The 18086-nt window shown below is 73.2% G+C and carries 17 protein-coding genes; 5 read left to right on the top strand and 12 right to left on the bottom strand.

Annotation, left to right across the window (positions count from 1 at the left end; translation table 11 throughout):
* From QC029_RS04830 to QC029_RS04785, 10 genes are all read right to left on the bottom strand, one after another.
* The coding region (locus QC029_RS04830; RefSeq protein ID WP_279554115.1) for a hypothetical protein at positions 1-189 on the bottom strand (189 nt) is incomplete at its 3' end.
* A complete protein-coding gene (locus QC029_RS04825) occupies positions 182-1111 on the bottom strand; it encodes a VOC family protein (protein WP_279554107.1) in 930 nt (309 codons plus the stop codon). The genes QC029_RS04825 and QC029_RS04830, both read right to left, overlap by 8 nt.
* A gap of 3 nt (positions 1112-1114) precedes the next feature.
* Positions 1115-2446 (bottom strand): hypothetical protein, encoded by a 1332-nt coding sequence (locus QC029_RS04820; protein WP_279554106.1) that lies wholly within the window; start codon positions 2444-2446, stop codon positions 1115-1117.
* A complete protein-coding gene (locus tag QC029_RS04815) occupies positions 2443-3522 on the bottom strand; it encodes an FAD-binding oxidoreductase (protein WP_279554105.1) in 1080 nt (359 codons plus the stop codon). The genes QC029_RS04820 and QC029_RS04815 overlap by 4 nt, the downstream gene beginning before the upstream one ends.
* Positions 3519-4856, bottom strand: a complete 1338-nt coding sequence (locus QC029_RS04810) for a SidA/IucD/PvdA family monooxygenase (protein WP_279554104.1) — start codon at positions 4854-4856, stop codon at positions 3519-3521. Before QC029_RS04810 ends, QC029_RS04815 begins: the two co-directional genes overlap by 4 nt.
* Positions 4857-5091: 235 nt before the next feature.
* A complete protein-coding gene (gene panD / locus QC029_RS04805) occupies positions 5092-5469 on the bottom strand; it encodes an aspartate 1-decarboxylase (RefSeq protein ID WP_279554103.1) in 378 nt (125 codons plus the stop codon).
* Between the two features lie 86 nt (positions 5470-5555).
* Entirely contained in the window at positions 5556-7178 is a 1623-nt protein-coding gene (locus QC029_RS04800; protein ID WP_279554102.1) for a class I tRNA ligase family protein, read from the bottom strand.
* 14 nt (positions 7179-7192) lie between these two features.
* The gene (locus QC029_RS04795) at positions 7193-7531 is read right to left on the bottom strand and encodes a cupin domain-containing protein (protein ID WP_279554101.1); all 339 of its coding nucleotides are present in this window, start codon (positions 7529-7531) and stop codon (positions 7193-7195) included.
* A 91-nt stretch (positions 7532-7622) separates the two neighbouring features.
* A complete protein-coding gene (locus QC029_RS04790) occupies positions 7623-8867 on the bottom strand; it encodes an NAD(P)/FAD-dependent oxidoreductase (RefSeq protein ID WP_279554100.1) in 1245 nt (414 codons plus the stop codon).
* Positions 8868-9328: 461 nt separating this feature from the next.
* Positions 9329-9919 carry a TetR/AcrR family transcriptional regulator gene (locus QC029_RS04785; RefSeq protein WP_279554099.1) on the bottom strand — a complete coding sequence of 197 codons (591 nt, stop codon included), beginning with the start codon at positions 9917-9919 and terminating at the stop codon, positions 9329-9331.
* A gap of 406 nt (positions 9920-10325) precedes the next feature.
* On the opposite strand from QC029_RS04785, the gene QC029_RS04780 reads away from it, so the two are divergent.
* Positions 10326-11516: a transposase gene (locus QC029_RS04780; protein WP_279554098.1), complete on the top strand. Its 1191-nt coding sequence runs from the start codon at positions 10326-10328 to the stop codon at positions 11514-11516.
* Between the two features lie 105 nt (positions 11517-11621).
* Here QC029_RS04780 and QC029_RS04775 read toward each other — a convergent pair whose 3' ends face one another.
* The gene (locus QC029_RS04775) at positions 11622-12356 is read right to left on the bottom strand and encodes an SDR family NAD(P)-dependent oxidoreductase (RefSeq protein ID WP_279554114.1); all 735 of its coding nucleotides are present in this window, start codon (positions 12354-12356) and stop codon (positions 11622-11624) included.
* An 81-nt stretch (positions 12357-12437) separates the two neighbouring features.
* The gene (locus QC029_RS04770; protein ID WP_279554097.1) at positions 12438-13130 is read right to left on the bottom strand and encodes a ScbR family autoregulator-binding transcription factor; all 693 of its coding nucleotides are present in this window, start codon (positions 13128-13130) and stop codon (positions 12438-12440) included.
* A gap of 109 nt (positions 13131-13239) precedes the next feature.
* Here QC029_RS04770 and QC029_RS04765 point away from each other — a divergent pair, with 109 nt between their 5' ends.
* The 4 genes from QC029_RS04765 to QC029_RS04750 all read left to right on the top strand — a co-directional run bounded on the left by QC029_RS04765 (position 13240) and on the right by QC029_RS04750 (position 17915).
* Positions 13240-14187, top strand: coding sequence for a ScbA/BarX family gamma-butyrolactone biosynthesis protein (locus tag QC029_RS04765; protein WP_279554096.1), 948 nt, complete (start codon positions 13240-13242; stop codon positions 14185-14187).
* 1425 nt (positions 14188-15612) lie between these two features.
* Positions 15613-16128, top strand: a complete 516-nt coding sequence (locus QC029_RS04760) for a lytic polysaccharide monooxygenase auxiliary activity family 9 protein (protein ID WP_279554095.1) — start codon at positions 15613-15615, stop codon at positions 16126-16128.
* Positions 16129-16294: 166 nt separating this feature from the next.
* Positions 16295-16846, top strand: coding sequence for a DoxX family protein (locus tag QC029_RS04755; RefSeq protein WP_279554113.1), 552 nt, complete (start codon positions 16295-16297; stop codon positions 16844-16846).
* A gap of 292 nt (positions 16847-17138) precedes the next feature.
* Positions 17139-17915, top strand: coding sequence for a calcium-binding protein (locus QC029_RS04750; protein ID WP_279554094.1), 777 nt, complete (start codon positions 17139-17141; stop codon positions 17913-17915).
* Positions 17916-18086 lie beyond the last annotated feature (171 nt).

Raw genomic sequence — 18086 nt, 5'->3', positions numbered from 1 at the left:
CAGCGTGGAGAGGTCGTTGCCGAACGACGCCGTCTCCGAGGTGAACCGGTCACCCGTCAGCTGCATACCGTCACCGGAGTCACCGGCAAACCGGATGATCACCCGCTCCAACCGCCGAACCTCCTTGACGTGGCGTACCGCACCCGCGGCCTCCACGGGTGCGATCGCGACGGTGCCGGCGTCAGCCACGCCCCGCCCCCGTCCGTGCCTGCGCCGGTCGCGGCGCACGGGGGGCGTCGGCGGGGTGTTCGCTCCAGACCTCGGCCGCCAGGCCCCCGGCGAGCACGACGGCGCCCTCGGGGGTGCGGCCCCGCGGGGCCGGCCGGTGGGCGGGGGCGGTCGCGCAGTCGGCCAGCACGTCGGCCAGCCACGAGGGACGGGAACCGGTCGGGCCCGGTGCGGACACGATCAGGGCCGCCCGGGGCTGGGGGGCACCCTGCGGGGCCGGTGACGGCAGGCCGACCAGGAGCAGGTTCCCCACGATCGCCGTTCGCGCCGGGGAGGGCCCGGTCAGCCGGGGACGGGCGACGGCGGGAACCCGCAGGAGCGTCTCGTAGAGCCGGACGGTGTCGAGGAAGTCCGCGTCGTCCACGGCGCGGCGGGCCAGGAGCCGTATGCCGGTGGCCGGAAGGTCGGTGCGCGCCGCGCCGACGGCCGCGGGGCGGGGGCGTTCGCCGTCCCAGGGGCGGTGCTCGACCAGTTCGGCCAGGGTTCCGTCGGGGTATCGGACCCGGGCCCGGGCTCCCGGCAGGATGGGTTCGGGCGGTTCGAGGACGGCGGTGCCGGTGTCCTCGAGCAGGTCCAGCTGCGCCTCCAGCGACGGCACGATCAGGGAGTAGGCGGTCTGCCGCTGGACCGGTGTGAAGGCGCGGGCGCTGGCGATGAGCAGGAGGCCGCCGACGGCGGCCAGTTCCAGTCCGCCGAAGTCGGGGATGGGCATCCGCAGATCGGCCGGCGTGCCCAGCAGGCGCTCGTAGTAGCCGATGTTCTCGTCCAGTTCGGCGACGTCGATCAGCGAACGGGCCAGCAGCCGGGGACGTGCCAGCACGGAGGAGTCGGGGTGGGTACGGAACCAGCGTTCGGGGCTGGCGGGTCGCTGGGGCACGGGCATCGGTCAGCCTTTCCTCGCTTCGTGAGCTGTGGTGGACCACCACGGCCGCGCCGTCAGCCCCCACGCCGCGAACTCCTCGGCGACCAGCCGGTGCAGGGAGGCGGAGTCGCCGAAGTGGGCGGGCATGCCGGTGACGGTCACCGTCATCCGGTGCCCCGTGCGGAACAGGCACAGCGACGCCCGCAGCCGGGCCTTGTCCGGGAACAGTCCGGGCACGTTCATGGTGCGCATGGCGACGGAGTCGGCCGTGTGGCCGGCGAAGTCGACCACGGCGTCCGGCGCGTGCCCGAAGTTCGAGGCCACCACGTCGGTCTGCTGCGCCCCGGGGTTCTTCAGGGCGGCGGCGTGACGGGCGGGCAGCAGGTGCCACAGCGGTTCGGGCACGAGCGTGGCGCTGTGGGCGCCGACGTCCCGCAGCAGCGCTTTCGTCGCCTGCCGGGCGCCGCTCAGATCGCCGTGGCGCACGGGACCGCCGGGCATGCCGAGCGGCACGACGACCAGGGCGTTCGCTCGCTCGTCCCCGGCCTGGCGGCGCAGGCTCACCGGGATGCCGACCCGGATCCCCTCACGGTCCGCGCGCGGCACGCGGGCCCGGACGAGGTTGGCGGCGATCTGCAGGAACAGGGTGTTGGCCGTCCCTCCACGGCCGCGGGCGCACTCCTGCCACTCCGCCGCCTCCACCGTGAAGATCGCCGTGCTGAAGAACTGGGGCCGCGCCGGCGGGCCGGCCGCGGCGGGGGGACGGCGCAGCGCGGCGCTGATCCGCTCGCACTGGCGGGGGTCCCGGGCCAGACGCAGGAGCCAGCCCGCCGTCCGGGCGACGGCGCGGGTCGTCTGGCCGAGTGCCTCGGCCGCGTCGCTGTCGCGCGGCCCGCGCGGGCGGCGTGCCGGGGCGCGGGCCGCGATCGCGTTGAGGAGGCCCAGGCCGTCGCTGCGGAAGTGGGGCACGGTCAGTGAGACCAGGCAGCCCTCGTGGTAGGGGGCGGCGGCCAGCCGCCACAGTTCCGTGGAGTCCGGGGCCAGCGGTACCCGGACCTGGGTGTCGATCCACTGGGGTGCGGTGGCGTCGGTCAGGGGCCGGTGGTCGAGGTGGAGGGGATGGGTGTTGGCGGCCGGCACCCATCTGCGGCGGGCGCCGGGCAGGTGCGCGCGGGCCGCGCGGCGGCTGAGCAGGCCGCTGTCGAGACGCCGCCATTCGGCCTGCAGCGCCTGGGCGGGAACGGGTACGGGAAGGCGCCACAGGATCTGGACGACGCGGGAGGAGCCGAGGGCCGTCGCGGCCTGGTGCAGCATCTCGTCGGTGGAGTTCAGGCGCCATGCCGTCGCGTCGTTCATCGGTTCAGCACCTCGAGGATCCTGGCCGCCGCGTGGCGGCCGACAGCGGGGGCGAGTTTGAACCCGCCTCCGTTCCAGCCGACGGCGGTGACCAGCCCGCGGGGCCGCGGCCAGACCGTCACCGTTCCCGGGCCGTCCGTCGCGAGGGTGTCGTAGGCGGTGACGCCCCCCGCGGCGCGGGCGTGCGCGAGTCGCGGGCAGCGGTGCCGGACGACGGCGCGGACGCGGTGCTCCTCGGCGACCGGGACGCCGGTGCGCACGGTGGCGGGGACGTCGGTGCGCGCGGAGACCACACCGGCCAGCACGGTGCCGCCGGTGCCCCACCGGCGCAGCCACGCGCCGGTGGTGCGGTCGACCACCGTGGGCAGGTCGGCGGAGTCCCCGCCGGTCCGGAACAGGCAGTAGCCGACCGCCCTGGTGCGCAGCGGCAGGTGCACGCCCGCCGACGCGGCCAGGGCCGTGCTGCCGACCCCGGCGGCGAGCAGGACCGCGTCGGCGTGCACGGGTCCGGTGGAGGTGCGCAGGCCCAGGACGCGCGAGGAGGAGTGCAGCAGGCCGGTGGCCCGGGCGGTGCGCAGGCTCAGTCGGTCGCCCGCGTCGCGCAGGATCGCCCGGACCGTGTCCGCGGCCGGCAGCCATCCGGCCTGCGGTTCGAAGACGCCGAGCAGGTGGCCGGGCACGGTGAGGCCGGGGAACCGCCTGGTGATCTCGTCGGCGGTGAGGACGTCGGTCTTGTGCCCGGCGGCGTGGACCGTCTCCAGCGCGGCCGTCGTCTCGGCCAGCCGGTGGCGGTCGATCAGGGTCAGGCTGCCGTCGGCGCGCACGGAGGGCCAGGTGCCGCGCCAGCCGCGCGCCTGGTAGCGGGCGCAGCCTTCGGCGGCCCAGGCGGCGTGTTCGCTCTCCGGCTCGAGGGCGCGCACCAGTCCGCCCGAGGCGCTGGTGGCGCCGCCGGTGGCCCCGGCCTCGTCGACGACGATCACGGAGGCGCCGTGGGCGGTGAGCCGTTCGGCGGTGGACAGGCCGATGACCCCTCCGCCGACGATGGCGACGTCCGCCGCGACGGGGGTCGCGGTCATCGCAGGACCCGTTCGGCCGGGTGCCTCGGGAGTTCGGGCGCGTCGCGCAGCAGGAGCGACTCGGCGATGTCGGAGGCGCGCGCGGACAGCATGGCCAGGGCCCCGGCGTCGCCCATGCCGTGGCTGGCCTCGCACAGGCCGTTGAGGTACACCTTCAGGGGGCGGGGGCTGGACTCGGGCGTCTTGAGTTCGATCGCGTAGTCGCGTCCCACCACGGGGACGCCCTCCTCGTCCAGCGGCAGGCGGTGGGCCACGCCTTCGAGCAGCGGGTGGTACGGCTCGTCGCCCGGCCCGGTGCCGAAGTCCTTGAACCCGGTGGCCAGGATGACGACGTCGGCGTCGACGGTGTCGAGGGTGAGGTGGTTGACGTCGCGCACCGTCAGGCGGTGGGCTCCGCCGCGGGACGAGGCGTCGATCCCGGTGACCTCGGTGAAGGGCCGCAGGCGCAGGCGGTCCGAGCCGATGAGCTCGTACTCGCGCTGGACGCCGACGAGCCGGTCGATCACGTCCTGGTCGCACGTGGCGTAGTTGATGGAGCGCAGTTCGGCGCGCAGGCGCCTCTTCACCGCGGCGGGCAGCGGGTGGAAGTAGTCCACGAACTCCGGCAGGAACACCTGGCGGCTGTAGGGGCTGGTGTCCTTCAGCCGGAAGCCGATGCCCCGGTGGATGGACGTGACCTGCCGCACGTTGGGGCGTTCCAGCAGGTCGAGCACGATCTCGATGGCGCTCTGGCTGGCGCCCACGACCGCCACCCGGATGTCCTGGTGCCTCAGGGCGCCGATGGACGACAGGTACCGGGTGGAGTGGAAGACGGTCCGTCCCGCACTCGCCGCGAAGGGGGCCGGGATGCGCGGGGAACGGCCCGTGCCGATGACGACGGTCCGGCCGAGGTAGCGCCGGCCCCGCCCGGTCTCGACGCAGAACACCTCACCCCCGTCCTCGTCCTCGAGGAGGTCGAGCCGGGTGGCGCCGTGCCCGTAGTCCACCGAGTCGGAGAACGCCTCGGCGACCCAGGCGAGGTAGCCGGCGTACTCGCGGCGCAGGGGGAACTTGGCGTTCAGGTGGAGGTAGTCGGTGAGGGCTCCGCGTGAGGCCAGGTACTTCACGAAGGTGTGGGGGCTGTCCTGGTTGCGCTGCATGACCAGGTCGCGGAACGGGTTGTTCTGAATGTCCGCACCGGGCAGGAGCTGTTCGTCCTGCCACTGGAAGCGGTCCGAGCGCTCGATGAAGTGAGCGTCCGCCAGGCGGCCGAGCTCGTCGAGCATCACGGCAAGGGAGAGGTTCGCCGGCCCGAAGCCTATGCCCAAGATGGGGTAAACCTGTTGCTTCGTCACTGGTCACGCATCCTCGACTCGTCGTGCATGCAGGAACACGGGGAGGCGGCTGGGCGCCGGTGGTGTGTCGTGCCGGGGCCGGCACGCGCGCTCTCGCGGTGCCTGCCGGCCCCGTCTTGCGGTGGGGCGGCCCGAGCGGCCGGCGGGACGGCCCCCGCTCCACGGGGTGCCGGGTGTTCCGGCACCCCGCCGGCGGCGCGGGCCGTACCTGCCGGCGATGGGCCGGCGGTACGCCTCAGGAACTCTGCAGGGTCGTGTCGGTGATCTCGTTCGCGTCGTTGACGTGGACGACCCGGGACTTGAAACCCCCCCGCTCCTCCTCGGTCAGCTGCGCGTAGCTGATGATGATGACCTTGTCCCCGCGCTGGACGAGGCGGGCGGCGGCTCCGTTGATCACGATCTGCCCGGCCGGGGGCTCGGGGGAGTCGTCCAGGATGGTGTAGGTCTCGAACCGGGCACCGTTGTTGATGTTGACGATGTGGACCAGCTCGTGGACGCCTATCCCGGCGGCCTCGAGCAGTTCGGGCGAGATGGTGATGGAACCGACGTAGTTGAGGTTGCTGTCGGTGACGGTCGCACGGTGGATCTTCGAGTGCATGAAGGTGCGCAGCATGACGCGACTCCTTTGCGGCGGGTGGTGTACCGGTCGGTACGGAAGGGGGTACTGCGGGCCCGGGCGGGCCGGTGCGGGGCGCGGGTTCAGGCGGCCGGCGCGTCGTCCCGTGCCCCGGGGGAGGGGGTGTGGCCGGCGGCGAGGCCGGTGAAGGCCCCCGGGGGCCGGCGGTCGAGTTCCGCCAGCAGGGGCGGGGCTCCCACGGTCGAGGGGGCTCCGAAGGCGTTCGACACCTGCTCGCACAGGTCCGGGGTGAGGGGCCAGGCCAGGGTGCGCAGGGTCCACAGGAACTGCAGCGCGCCGCAGACGTCGCCGGGGTCGTCGGCGTCCAGGTCCGCGCAGCGCAGGGCCAGGGTCTCCAGGTGCAGGGCGAGTGCCTCGGCCGCCTTGCGGATGGAGAAGGTCTCCAGCCGGTAGGCGTCCTCGAAGCGCCGGCGCGACGCCGCGAGCGCGGTCCTCCACCAGTCGGAGGGTTCGGCGTCGACGCGGCGTCCGGCCGCGGCGGTGGTGAGGGTCTCGGCGACGGTCTTCAGGGGGGCGTCGAACCGGGTGGCCAGGGTGAAGGCGGCCACCGGCTCGCTGAACTCGGACTGCTGCAGTTCCGGGCTGGTCAGGGAGAGCACGAAGCGGGTGCGGTCGCGGCCGACGCCCTCCAGGAACTCCCCGGCCCAGCGCACGTCCCCCTTGCTGGTGGAGAACTTGCGGCCCTCCAGCAGGTAGTACTGGTTGGTGAGGGTGCGGGTTCGGGGCAGGTCGACCGGCAGTCCGTGGCGGACCGCCAGCAGCGACAGGGCCACGTAGACGAACGCGTTGTAGAAGCCGTTGTCGATGCCGATGAACTGGACCAGTTCGTCGCAGCCGGCCTGGCGGCCCTCACGGGCCCGCCGCAGCCAGTACACGTGCCCCACGTAGATCTCCGGCCAGGCGTTGATGGCCTGGGGGAGGCTGTGGGGTCCGTCCCAGTCCACCGTGATCCCCCAGGTGCCGGGGTAGGTGATCGGTATGTACGGCAGGGGTCCGGCGAGGGTCTGGGCGACCACGCGGTCCAGGTCGGGGCGGAGTCCCACGTCCGAGGACCGGTACCAGTTGGTGAGCATCGGCCGGTAGCGCTCCAGGTCCAGGACCCAGATGGGGACCGGGCGGCTCGGCAGGGCCGAGGCCGAGTCGGCCACGGGCAGCAGGGCGCCGGGGAGGTTGTAGAGGCCGCACGCCTCGCAGACCCCGGCCCGGGCGTGCGCCAGGCAGGTCGGGCAGCGCCCGGTGACGAAGGCCTCGGCCTTGTAGGTGTCCGAAGCCGCGTCGTAGGGCAGGTCCACCTCGCGGCGGTCGAAGGCGCCGTGCCGCCACAGGTGGGTGAAGAAGTCCTCGACGAAGGCGGTGTAGTCGGGGTCGGGTCGCTCGAAGAGGTCGACGTCGACGCCCGCCAGTTCGAGGGTCTTGGTCACGCTGTCGAAGGCGTGCCGGATCAGCGACTCGGGGTCGGTGCCGAGCCGCTCGGCCGTGGTGACGACATAGGTCTGGTTGTCGTCGGTGCTGGTGCCGAAGGCCACGTCGTGTCCGTGGATCTTCTGGGCGCGTGCGCACACGTCGCTGCCCAGCACCGGCCCCGACAGGTGTCCCAGGTGGAGGTCACCGTTCGGGGTGGGCGGGGAGAAGGTGACGTTGATGCGTCGCCGGCCGGGTTCGGCGCCGTGCGGGGCGTCGGTCATGGAGGACTTCCCCCTCACTGTGCGGGCTGGAGCCAGTAGATGCTGACGAAGGTCAGCGGGTCGTCCGCGCTGGTGTTGGTGACGATGTGGTTGGTGCCGTGCGGGATGTAGATGACGTCGCCCGGCGCGACGTCCCGCTCCTCGTCGCCGATCCGTGCGTGCCCCCGGCCGCTGATGAAGATGAACGTCTCGTCGGTGTCGTGGCCGTGCGGGGTGCTGGACTCCTCGGGCCGGATGGAGCACAGGGTGCTGTTCCAGGGCGGGGTGACGACGCCGTCCCAGGGGTAGAGCTGGCGGATGTCGCAGCCGTTCTTGCGGATCAGCTCGTCGCCGGCGGCGGTCCTGATGTACATGTGATTCCTCTCGTGTGTGCGTGCGGTCCACGCGTCGCCCCTCGGTGCGGGGCGGCGTCCTGTGCTGGTGGGGCGCCTTCCGGCGCCCGGGTCATCCCAGGGCGAAGAGGCGGTCGATGACCTCGGGGTCGAACGACTCGGCGGGCACCTGGAAGGGGCCCTTGAAGGTGGCCAGCCGCGACCCCGCCAGTACGGGGTCGGTGGGCCACACCTCCGCGTACGCCCTGCGGCGGGCGACGCCGCGGGGGGTGAAGGTCATGTTCATCGTGGTGCGCACGGAGCCGGAGATCCGCAGGCGGTGCATGCGCACCTCGCGCTCGCGGGCATAGGGGTGGAGGATCTCCGGGTCCCAGGCGCCGGAGGAGCGCAGGCAGTCGCGCACCACGCGCGCGTCCCGCAGCGCGATGGACAGGCCCTGCCCGATGACCGGGTCGGTCCACCCGGCCGCGTCCCCGACCAGGACCGCTCCGGGCGCGAAGGGCACATCGGCCCAGGCGTCGTTCATCGGGTAGAAGGCGCAGGTCGCGGCGGGGGTGGCCTTGGCGAACATCTCGCTGTCGGGGATGCAGCGGAGCTGGAAGGCCTGAAGGAACTCGTTGTGGCGGTTCGGTCCGGCGAAGCGGCCCTTCTGCGAGACGTCGTGCAGCAGGTACAGGCGGGCGCGGGCCCCCTCGCGGGGGAAGACGAAGTACAGCAGGTCGCCTTCGGTGCCGATCGAGGTGACGTTCACGGGCCAGTCGTGCAGGTCCTCGACGAGCATCCCGCCGCCGAGGGAGTTCGGCGGGGTCTGGGTCAGACCGATGCCCAGCTGGCGGCGCACCGTGGACATCCGCCCGTCGGCTCCGACCACCAGGCGGCAGGGGACCTCGTACTCGAGGTCGTTGTGCTCGTAGCGCACGGTGGGTTCGGGGCCGCCGGTGACCAGGACGTCGCCCACCCCGCGTACGACGGTGGCGCCTGCCTCCTGGGCGGCGTTGGAGAGCGCCTCGCACGCCTCGGGGTGCCCGACGTCGAGGACTCCCCGTATTCCGGGGAGCATCTGGTCCAGGTGCAGCGCTTTGGCTCTGGCGGCTTCCGGATCGATTATCTCATCGAATCCGATGAAACGGTCGACATAGGTTCCTCCGGCTTTGAGGATGCATTCCTCAAGACCTAGCTGGATAAGCTCCTCGACTCCCCAGCAATTGATGACCTCGCCTCTGACCTTGTCCCGGTATACGGTCTGCCGCTCAAGGAGGAGCACTTGGTGTCCATCACCTGCCAGGGCTGCTGCCAGCGCGGATCCGGCGATCCCGCCGCCGACGACGACCGCGTCAATGCGTTCAGATTTCGCCATGAATCCTCCTGGGACCTTTGGTCGGGGGTTCCGAACAATGCGGCGAGACCTCAGCCGGACTGTCGTTCCGGTTGGCTGCGGATTTAATCCTTGCCATTGACGCGGGGCCGGACGAGGGGAATAAGCGACATCCGTCGTCCACTTTGGGTCATGCCGCCGGCGGGTAAAGGCGGATCGCACCGTTCAATCAAAAGGAGGATATGGCGAGGCGCCCCGGGGGTGTTCCGGGGTCGGCGTGCCGTACGGGAGGGTGCCGCCGCGGGCGTGGCGGGCGTGCCCGCCACGCCCGCGGGGCGTCCCTGCCACGGGGGTGGTTCGGGCTCAGGCTTCCCCATCGCCCCCGCGGCGGCAACGCCGACTTGCTCAAGTCTCGGACGGGCGCCGGGTACGGGGCGGCCGTCGTGCCGCGTGCCGGCCGGGGCACCGGGCCGGCGGGCCGTGGCCGCGGCCGGTCCGGTGGGTCATGCGTTGCGGTCGGCGCAGATGCCGCGGAGGGCGACGCCCCACAACTGCTGGAGCTGCTCCGCGGCATCCGGCTTGCGCGCGGCTTCGAGGGCGGCGCGGGCGGTCATCTCGGTTCCGGCGAGCAGGTACGCCGCGAGGTTGGCCACCGCTGCGGGAGGCGTGCCGGCGCGCAACTGGCCCATGCGCTGCGCCCGGTGGGCGAGTTCGCGGACGGTCGGCAGCCAGCAGGCCGACCAGCCGGGGCAGGCGCCGGGGCGTTCGCGCGTCAGACGGGCGGCCGACCGTACGGTCGCGTCGTCCTCGAGGAGGCGGGCCAGGCACACGGTCAGTTCGACGACGAGGTCGAGCGCGGGGCGCGGGGCGGCCCTCACGCGGTCGACGGCGGCGCGGACGGCCCTGCACCCACGGTCCTGGACGGCATCGGCCAACTCGCTCTTGGAGCCGAAGTGGAAGGCCAGGGCGCCGGTCGTGATGCCGGCGGCCCTGCACACCCGCACCATCGACGTGCCGGCATAGCCATGCTGGTCGAACTCCGAGGCGGCCGCATCCACCAGGGCCTGCCGTGTTCGCGCTGCTCTCGCCTGCATGTGATGCTCCGTGGTGCTAGCTGATCGTCGGGGCCGTTGCCTGGACGGACTTCCGTACCGCGCGGCTGCGGTCACGCGACGGGAGTTCACTCGGCACCACGGGCGCGAAGCGCACCGGTGTCGCGATGCTGTCGGCTCGGCGCGCGGCACGGGCGCCGACGTGGGCTCCTCGGGCGATCTCGCAGGTGGGGGAGCACAGCGTCGCGTTCGCGCGCTGGTCTCATCAAGCCCGGCTCCCCGCCGCGCGGGGCGAGGTGATCTGTTCCAGCCAGCGGCGGACGCCCTGGTTCCGCGTTGACGGCGGTTTGCCCGGGGGCATGTTGTCCGATTCCCGCCCCACGCAAAACATAGTTGAGTCAATTATTCTATGGCGGCCGAAGAGGCGTCTCCCAGGGAAAGGACCGCCATGTCCTCGCTCCGTCCGATCTCCGCCGGCGCGCCAGTCCCCGCCGACCAGTTCTCCGCCTTCGCGGACAGGGTGTTCACTCATCTGCAGCGCGCTGACCAGCGGCGCTGGGGACACGCTTACCTGCTGGGTTTACTGACGGCGCCGGGCAAGAAGACCGTTCGGCGCCTGGCCGCAGCCGTCACGGACTCCCCGACGGCGTCGCAGTCCCTGCAGCAGTTCGTCAATTCCAGTCCCTGGGAGTGGGAACCGGTCCGGCACGAAGTGGCCCGGTGGGCCGAGGAGCGTCTCAGACCCCGTGCCTGGACGGTCGCGACCGCGGTCCTCCCCAAGCGGGGGGACCACTCCTGCGGAGTGCACCGGCGGTTCGTCCCCCGTCTGGGCCAGACCGTCAACTGCCAGGTCGGCGTGGGGTTGTTCCTGTCCGGCGGCGGGTCCGCCGTGTCCGTCGACTGGCGTCTCCACCTCCCGTCGCGCTGGACGCTCCCCCACCTCCGCCAACAGGCCCGCATTCCGGGCGACATCCGGCCGGAGCCGGTGTGGAGCGACGCCTTCGACATGGCGGACCGGTTGCACCGGTACGCCGGTGTGACCCCGCTCCCCCTCGTGGCCGACCTCCGGGACGGCAGGCAGGTGAGGGGCCTGACGCACCTGCTGGCCCGTCAGCGGCAGGACTTCGTGGTCGCCGTGTCCCCCGACTTCCCGGTGCTGCTCCTCGACACGGCCGAACGGGACTCCCTCTCCCCCGCGGCGCCGGGCGTCCGGCGCGGTCTTCCCCCGGCCGGGACGGTGCACGCGGGGTCCGTCGTCGGCGGCTGCCCGGGCGGTACGCACCGGAACGCGGGCGCGCCGGCCCATCTGGTCCGCCTGCCCGCGGCGGCGATGCCCGGTGTCCGGGAACGGTGCGTCTACCGCCTGTTCACCGACCGGCGCCGCCCCTCCATGGTGTGGATCACGAACATGGTGCACCACCGCACCGCGGAACTCTCCTCACTCGTCGGGTGCTGGGCGGACACCGCCGACGCGGTGCGCGAACTGAGGCAGGATTTCGGCCTGCTGGACTTCGAGGGCCGCTCCTATCCGGGCTGGCACCACTACATGACCCTGGTGTCCGCCGCCCACGCGTACCGGACGCTCCTCGGCACGCCGCCCCGCTCCCCCGCCCGGGACCTGGAGCCGGTGCCGGCCTGAGGGCGCCTCCCCTCGGCCGCGTACGTCCGGCCCCGGGGAGGGGACGCCTCGTGACGCGGTTCACGGCATCCCGGCGTCCTCGACGAACCCGGGCCGCCGCGCCGCTCAGACGGCGCCGACCCCACCGTCCACGGCGATTTCGGCCCCGGTGACGAACGAGGCGAGATCGCTGCACAGCCATGCCGCGGCGTTGGCCACTTCCGCGGGGTGGGCCAGCCTTCGCTGGATGGCCCGCGCCCCGGAGTGCCTGCCCGCGGCCTCCAGGAGGTCCGCCCCCTGCTCCATGAGCGGAGTCCTGGTGCCGCCCACGACCAGGGCGTTGACGCGGATCCCCTGCTCCCCGTAGTCGGCCGCGGCCGCCTTGGTCAGCCCCAGGACGGCGTGCTTGGCCGCGACGTAGGGGGCCACCGCGCCGGTGGCGAACCGCCCCGCGGTGCTGGAGGTGTTGACGATGGACCCGCCCGTCCCCTGGTCGATCATGACGGGTATCTGGTGGCGCAGGCAGTTCCAGACCCCGCGCACGTTCACGTCCATGATCTGGTCGTACATCGCGTCGGGGACCTCGTGGACCGCGAGTCCCGCCGTTCCCCATCCCGCGTTGTTGAAGGCCGCGTCCAGCCGACCGAAGTGGCGCACGGTCTCGGCGACGACGTGCCGTACGTCGTCGGCCGACGTCACGTCACCGGGTACGGCCAGTGCGCGCGCTCCGTCCGCGACGAGTTCGTCGGCGAGCTCCTTGATCAGGCCGGCCCTGCGCGCCATCAGCACCACGTGCGCGCCCTGTGCGGCGAAGACCCGCGCCGCGGCGGCGCCGATCCCGCTGGATGCTCCGGTGATCATGACGGTCTTGTCCGTGAGCATGCGCGCCCCTTTGAGTGAATGCTCCTGCGACGGGTGGATATCGCCGCAGGAGCGTAGTTCTCACGGCACGTGTCCCGCTTGAGCGTTCGGCGTCGCGTCCGCGGGTTCCGGCCGGGGCCGGCCGCGGGCGTCGCTCAGCTCGATCCTGGCGAGCGTGGCCGGTGTGGCGATGGCCGGAAGCAGGCAGCGCCACATGTCCATCACGCGCCGGGGCAGGTCCTCCCGCCCCGATTCCAGGTAGGCGTGCATCTGGGCCCCGGTGCAGGCATTGACGATCAGCCGCGCGACGGCCTCCACGTCCGTGGCCGCGCGCACCTCCCGCCTGCGCTTGGCGAGCGCCAGCCCTTCGGCCACCACATGGCTCCACTGCTGGTGGGAGTTCTGCTCCGAGCCCACGAAGAACTCCTGCTCCATCACCAGCCGGGCGCCCGCCAGCAGGAAGACGTCCTCCAGGACCTGGTAGGCCCAGCTCACGGTGACGTCCACCACGTACTGCAGTCCCGTCGAGTCGAGCGGCGTGACCACCCTGTCGGGCTGCTGCCGGACGATCGTCCGGGCGAGCTCCTCCTTGTTCCTGAAGTGGAAGTACACCGCGCCCAGGGTCACTCCCGCCCGTTCGCTGATGCTGGTCAGCGTGGTCCTCGAGAAGCCCAGCTCCGCGAACACCTCCGCCGCCGCCCGCAGGATGTCCGCACGCGTGCGCAGCGCCCTCTCCTGCTGCGGCGCGGCCCGCTTGCCCGCTACCCGAGTCATGCGCTCCCTCGTTTCTCTCTCGACAGAAAACATAGTCGTATCTACTTTTACGTTCAGGTGTTTCCAAAAGGAGACACGAGGCGAACGATGACGCTCCGGGAAGAATCACATGACCCTCGGCACCGCACCCTCCCTCCCCGACCTCGGCCAGTGCGTGGGCAAGACCGACCCCGCCGAGATCCTCGTCACGGGCTGGTTCCCGAACCACGGCGGGACGCACGTCGTCACCGCACACTGGCCCAGGATTCACCGCTTCTACACCTTGACACCAGAGGCGCACGGCCCCCACCTGTTCACCGAAAGCGTCCGCCAGGCCCTGGCCCTGTTAACCCACACCGCCTTCGACGTCCCCGTGTCCTACCGGCTGGGCTGGGAGAGGTTCGTCTCCACCGTGGCGCCCGACGCCCTGCGCACCCGAGCGGACACGGCGGCGGTGCGCCTCGTCGTCTCCTACGGACCCGCCGCGCGCCGAAGATCGGGGACGACGCGTCTGGACGCCTCCGTCACCGCCACGCTCGGAAAGACCCTGCTGGGCAGCGCCCAGGTGCGGTACACGGCCTATCCCCCGGCCATCTACGACCGGCTGCGCGGCCGGTACGCCGACGCCGGGCGTGCCTGCGCCCGGGCACTGCCCGTCCCGCTCCCCGTGGAACCGTCCCTGACGGGACGCCGGCGGTCGTCGGACGTCGTCCTCGCGGCCGGCGACGAGCCCCGGACCTGGAACCTGAGGGTCGACACCGGCCATCCGGTCCTCTTCGACCACCCCCACGACCACGTACCCGGCATGCTGCTGCTCGAGGCCTGCGGCCAGGCCGCGGTGTCCGCCGCCTGGCCGCACCGGACGACTCCCGTCGCCTTCGACACCACCTTCTCGCACTACGTGGAACTCGACCGGCCGTGCCGCATCGTCACGGAGGACACGGCCCCCGCCGACCAGGACCGGCACCACGTCCGCGTCACCGGTTCGCAGGACGGCAGGCAGGCCTTCTCCGCCACCGTCGCCCTCCAGCCCGTCACCACCCCTCTCACGGCGGGATCCACCACCGCCGGGCCGTGATCACGGACCCGGACGGGCACCGCCCGCCGGTTCGCACGCGCTCCGCGTGATTCGCCGCGACTTCCCGGACTCCGGCGGTGGTGACGGCCCTCCCCCTCCCCCGCCCGTCCACGTTCCGGCACGAATCCCCGGCTCGCGACTGCGGCGGGCGGTGCGCGGGAAGCGCCGGGGCCGGCGGAGCGCGGCGGCACCGGCACGCCCCTCGCCGACGACCAGGAGGTGGTCTCCGACCCGCTGCCGCGTCACGGCACGCGCGCCGGGCCGGGCGGGGCGGTGAGGATCGACAGGTCGGCGGCCCCCCGAGTGGGCCGCCTCCTCGAACCGGTCGGTGCCGCCGCGCGCGAAGCGCCTCGCCGGTTCGGCGCCGCGCTCTCGGGGAGGCGGACGGCGAGGCGGTCCGCCCACCCGACAGCCTCCGCTGAACCGCCGAGCCCGCGCAGGAGGAGACCGGGGGTGGCCGCAGCGGGACGGAGGTGAAGGAAGCGGCGGCGAAGCCGGCCGGACCGGGCGCGGCGACGGCCGTGAAGCCGACCGCGCGGCGCCTCAGGGGCCGGAGAAACATGTCGCCCATGGTGTGTCCCGGGCTCTTCTCCCGGGGCGGGACGGGCGGGGCGCGGCCTCCCCCCTCTGTCCGCCGGATCGGGGACCGGCGGCCATCCGCCTCAGGCCGCGGGAGTTCCGGCCCCGGCAGGCGCGCCGTCCGGCAGCGGATGCGAACCGAGCCGGCTCAGCCCGGAGCGTCCCGGGAGGTCACGCGGGCGCTGTCGCCGCGGAGGCGCCGGGCGACCGTGCCGGCGGCCGGTCCGTGACCAGCCCACCGCCCGCTCCGGTGTGGTGTCCGGCCCGGCGGCAGCGGCTCGGCCGATGGCCGTCGCTCATCCACCGGTTCGCCCCGATGACTCGCACCCGGGCACCATCGGCGGCAGCGGACGGGAGTGGTCCCGGTGCCCGGACCCGGCTCTCCCCGTCCGCACGGAAGACCGGGGGACGGCCTCCGCGACGGACCCGGGCTTCCGCGCCGCACGCGGGTGGCACGGCCCCGTAGGGGGCGAGCGGAACCGTCGGAACGCGCGCCGCGGACGGGCCCCGGCCAACGGCGCGGCAGGACACCGGCGTTCAGCGGCGAGACCCCCGGTCCTCCGCCCCTGCGGGCTGTGCGCAGCCGCCGCCCATCGGGAACGGGCCGCGCCCGGGGAGCCCCGGGCCACGGCAGCGTCAGGGGCGCCGGAGGGGTCATCGGAAGGAGAGGGGCGACGGCTGAACTCATCGGCGGTGAACTGCCGGTGGGTTTGGTCTAGACCAAGTAGGGTACGACTGTGGTGCCGCCCATGGCTTCCCCACCGCCATGGCCGCTGATCGGCATGCTCGTGCTTTCTTCCACCGCTCCTGGACGACCGGGCGCGGACCCCCCACGAAGGAGTCACCATGAAGAGCAGGAAAAGGCTGGCCGTCGCCATCGGTGCGGGCATCGCACCTCTCCTGGCGGTGAGCCTGCCGGCCAACACCGCGAGCGCGCACGGCTACATCTCCTCGCCCCCGAGCCGGCAGGCCCAGTGCGCCGCCGGCACCGTGCCCTGCGGCCCCATCAAGTACGAACCGCAGAGCGTCGAGGGCCGCAAGGGCCTGACGAGCTGCAGCGGCGGCAACGCCGCCTTCGCCGAGCTCGACAACGACGGCAAGGGCTGGAGGGTCACCCCCGTGAGCCGCACCACCAACTTCAGCTGGCGCCTGACGGCTCAGCACGCCACCAGCACCTGGCAGTACTACGCGGGCGGCAGGAAGATCGCGGAGTTCAACGACGGCGGCGCACGGCCGGGCCAGACCGTCACGCACCAGGTGAACTTCGGCAGCCTGACCGGCAAGCAGAAGGTGCTCGCGGTGTGGAACATAGCCGACACCGCCAACGCCTTCTACGCCTGCGTGGACGTGAACGTCGGCTGAGGAAACGGCAGCCGCCGGCACCCGGCCCCGCCGGATGCCGCCGTTGCCCCGGCGACCGGGGCGGGCGACGCACCGCCCGCCCCGGCCCGGACGCCTCCCCTCCCCCGGCGGCCGCCCGGCCGCCGGGGGTCCCGGACGATCGAGTGGCGAGAGGGTGGACATGGCGGTGGAGAGAGCCGGCGGGCGAAGCCTCCGCCCTCCCCGGGGGCGGGCCGTCCCGGAAGGAGCCGGGAGCGCCCGCACGCGTCCGGAGAGCGCCGGCTGGAAGGTCGCCTGTGCGGCCCGGGGCCTGGCCGGCCGGGTTCGGCCGCGCGGCCCGGCGCTGCTCAGGGTCTCCGTGGGGACGGTCTTCCTCTGGTTCGGGGTCCTCAAGTTCTTCCCCGCGACGAGCCCCGCCGAGGGAGTCGCCGTCAGGGCCGCCACGAAGCTCACCCTCGGGCTGCTTCCGCCGGAGGCGATCCTGCCGTTGCTGGCCGTGTCCGAGACGGCGATCGGCTTCGGCCTGGTCACGGGAGTGCTGCTCCGCGTGGCCCTGGTGGGGTTCTTCGCGCACATGGCCGGGGTCTTCTCCGCCCTCGTGCTCCTGTCCGGGGAGATGTGGCAGGAGGGCGCGCCGATCCCGACCATGGAGGGCCAGTACGTCATCAAGAACGTCGTCCTGGTCGTCGCCTGCCTCGTGGTGGCGGCCGACGAGTGGGGACGGGCGGCACCGCGGTGACGAGCGGCCCCCGCGCGTCCTCCCCCGGCCGCCGTGGTGACGCTCCTGCTGCGGACGGCGGGCGTCCGCCGGGACGGCGGACACGTCCTGCCGGCGTCTCCCGGTCCGGCACCCGGTCGCCCCCGTCCTGGGGAGGGTCCCGAACACCTCGTGGCCGTCCCCGTGGATTCGGATGACGGCCACGCCGAACAGGCGCCCACGAGGGCGACGCCGCTCCGGTCGTCCACGGCGCGCCCGAGATGCCCGTACGGAAAGTCGACCCACCAGTCGCAGCAGCCCGAGATGAGGACCCATGCATCGTCACAGAGTCATCCCCGCGGTTCCCGCGGTCGCCGCGGCCCTGCTCGCCACCGGCCTCTGCGCCGCCCCGGCGGCCGCCACTTCGGCGGCCGCCGGGGCGGCCGCCGTCAGCGCCGACTGGAAGACCCAGTCGATCGCCTTCACCGCCGCCGAGGGGCAGGCCAACGACCTCCACGTCATACCCATGGGCCTCGGCGCCGAGGGCCGGCGGATCGGCTTCCGCGACGCCGTACCGCTCGCGCCCGGCGACCACTGCTCGTACCTCGAGCCGGGGAACGACACCTTCGTCGTCTGCGAGCTGCCCACCGACAGCCCCCGGCCGGACAGGATCGACGTGTTCCTCGGTGACGGCGACGACGAGATCGTCACCAGCGACCCGGGCGTCGCCGCCGTGCACGGCGGCCCCGGCGACGACGAACTGCACGCCCACACCGCGCACACGGTGCGGGGCGGCGCGGGGAACGACATGGTCATGGGAGCCGTGGTCCTGGACGGCGGCGACGGCATGGACCACCTGATGGGCGACGACAGCGGCCAGAGGCTGTGGGGCGGCCGGGGCGACGACATGATCGAGGCGTACGGCGGCGACGACATCGTGTACGCCGGCCCCGGGAACGACCACGCCATGGGCGGGGACGGCCGCGACGTCCTCCTCGGCGGCTCCGGGGACGACACGCTGCACGGCGAGGGCGGCGACGACCTGATCGCCGGCGGTTCCGGCAGGGACACCGTCGAGGGCGGTCCGGGCGACGACGTCGTCCTCCGGTGACCGGTCGTTCCGGGGCGGGACCGGTGTGCCGCCGGGCGTTCTGCGGCGGTTCCCGGCGGGGTCGGCCGGGTCCCTGCCGATCCCGTACCCGATGACCTGTGGAAGCGCGTAGCTCCGCTGCCGCCGCCCCGGCCCGGTCCGGGGCGTGACCACGGCGCCTGGGGCGGGAGT

The sequence above is a fragment of the Streptomyces sp. DH37 genome (assembly GCF_029813835.1).
Classification (GTDB): domain Bacteria; phylum Actinomycetota; class Actinomycetes; order Streptomycetales; family Streptomycetaceae; genus Streptomyces.
Note: the sequence above shows the minus strand (reverse complement) of the source record. Positions and strands in the feature narration are given on the sequence as shown.

Bases quoted from the DNA above. Each gene is read 5' to 3' on its own strand.
- QC029_RS04785 (WP_279554099.1), bottom strand. From the start codon at position 9,919: ATGCAGGCGAGAGCAGCGCGAACACGGCAGGCCCTGGTGGATGCGGCC.
- QC029_RS04825 (WP_279554107.1), bottom strand. From the start codon at position 1,111: ATGCCCGTGCCCCAGCGACCCGCCAGCCCCGAACGCTGGTTCCGTACC.
- QC029_RS04800 (WP_279554102.1), bottom strand. From the start codon at position 7,178: ATGACCGACGCCCCGCACGGCGCCGAACCCGGCCGGCGACGCATCAAC.
- QC029_RS04780 (WP_279554098.1), top strand. From the start codon at position 10,326: ATGTCCTCGCTCCGTCCGATCTCCGCCGGCGCGCCAGTCCCCGCCGAC.
- QC029_RS04795 (WP_279554101.1), bottom strand. From the start codon at position 7,531: ATGTACATCAGGACCGCCGCCGGCGACGAGCTGATCCGCAAGAACGGC.
- QC029_RS04820 (WP_279554106.1), bottom strand. From the start codon at position 2,446: ATGAACGACGCGACGGCATGGCGCCTGAACTCCACCGACGAGATGCTG.
- QC029_RS04750 (WP_279554094.1), top strand. From the start codon at position 17,139: ATGCATCGTCACAGAGTCATCCCCGCGGTTCCCGCGGTCGCCGCGGCC.
- QC029_RS04765 (WP_279554096.1), top strand. From the start codon at position 13,240: ATGACCCTCGGCACCGCACCCTCCCTCCCCGACCTCGGCCAGTGCGTG.
- QC029_RS04770 (WP_279554097.1), bottom strand. From the start codon at position 13,130: ATGACTCGGGTAGCGGGCAAGCGGGCCGCGCCGCAGCAGGAGAGGGCG.
- QC029_RS04790 (WP_279554100.1), bottom strand. From the start codon at position 8,867: ATGGCGAAATCTGAACGCATTGACGCGGTCGTCGTCGGCGGCGGGATC.
- panD (WP_279554103.1), bottom strand. From the start codon at position 5,469: ATGCTGCGCACCTTCATGCACTCGAAGATCCACCGTGCGACCGTCACC.
- QC029_RS04775 (WP_279554114.1), bottom strand. From the start codon at position 12,356: ATGATCACCGGAGCATCCAGCGGGATCGGCGCCGCCGCGGCGCGGGTC.
- QC029_RS04760 (WP_279554095.1), top strand. From the start codon at position 15,613: ATGAAGAGCAGGAAAAGGCTGGCCGTCGCCATCGGTGCGGGCATCGCA.
- QC029_RS04815 (WP_279554105.1), bottom strand. From the start codon at position 3,522: ATGACCGCGACCCCCGTCGCGGCGGACGTCGCCATCGTCGGCGGAGGG.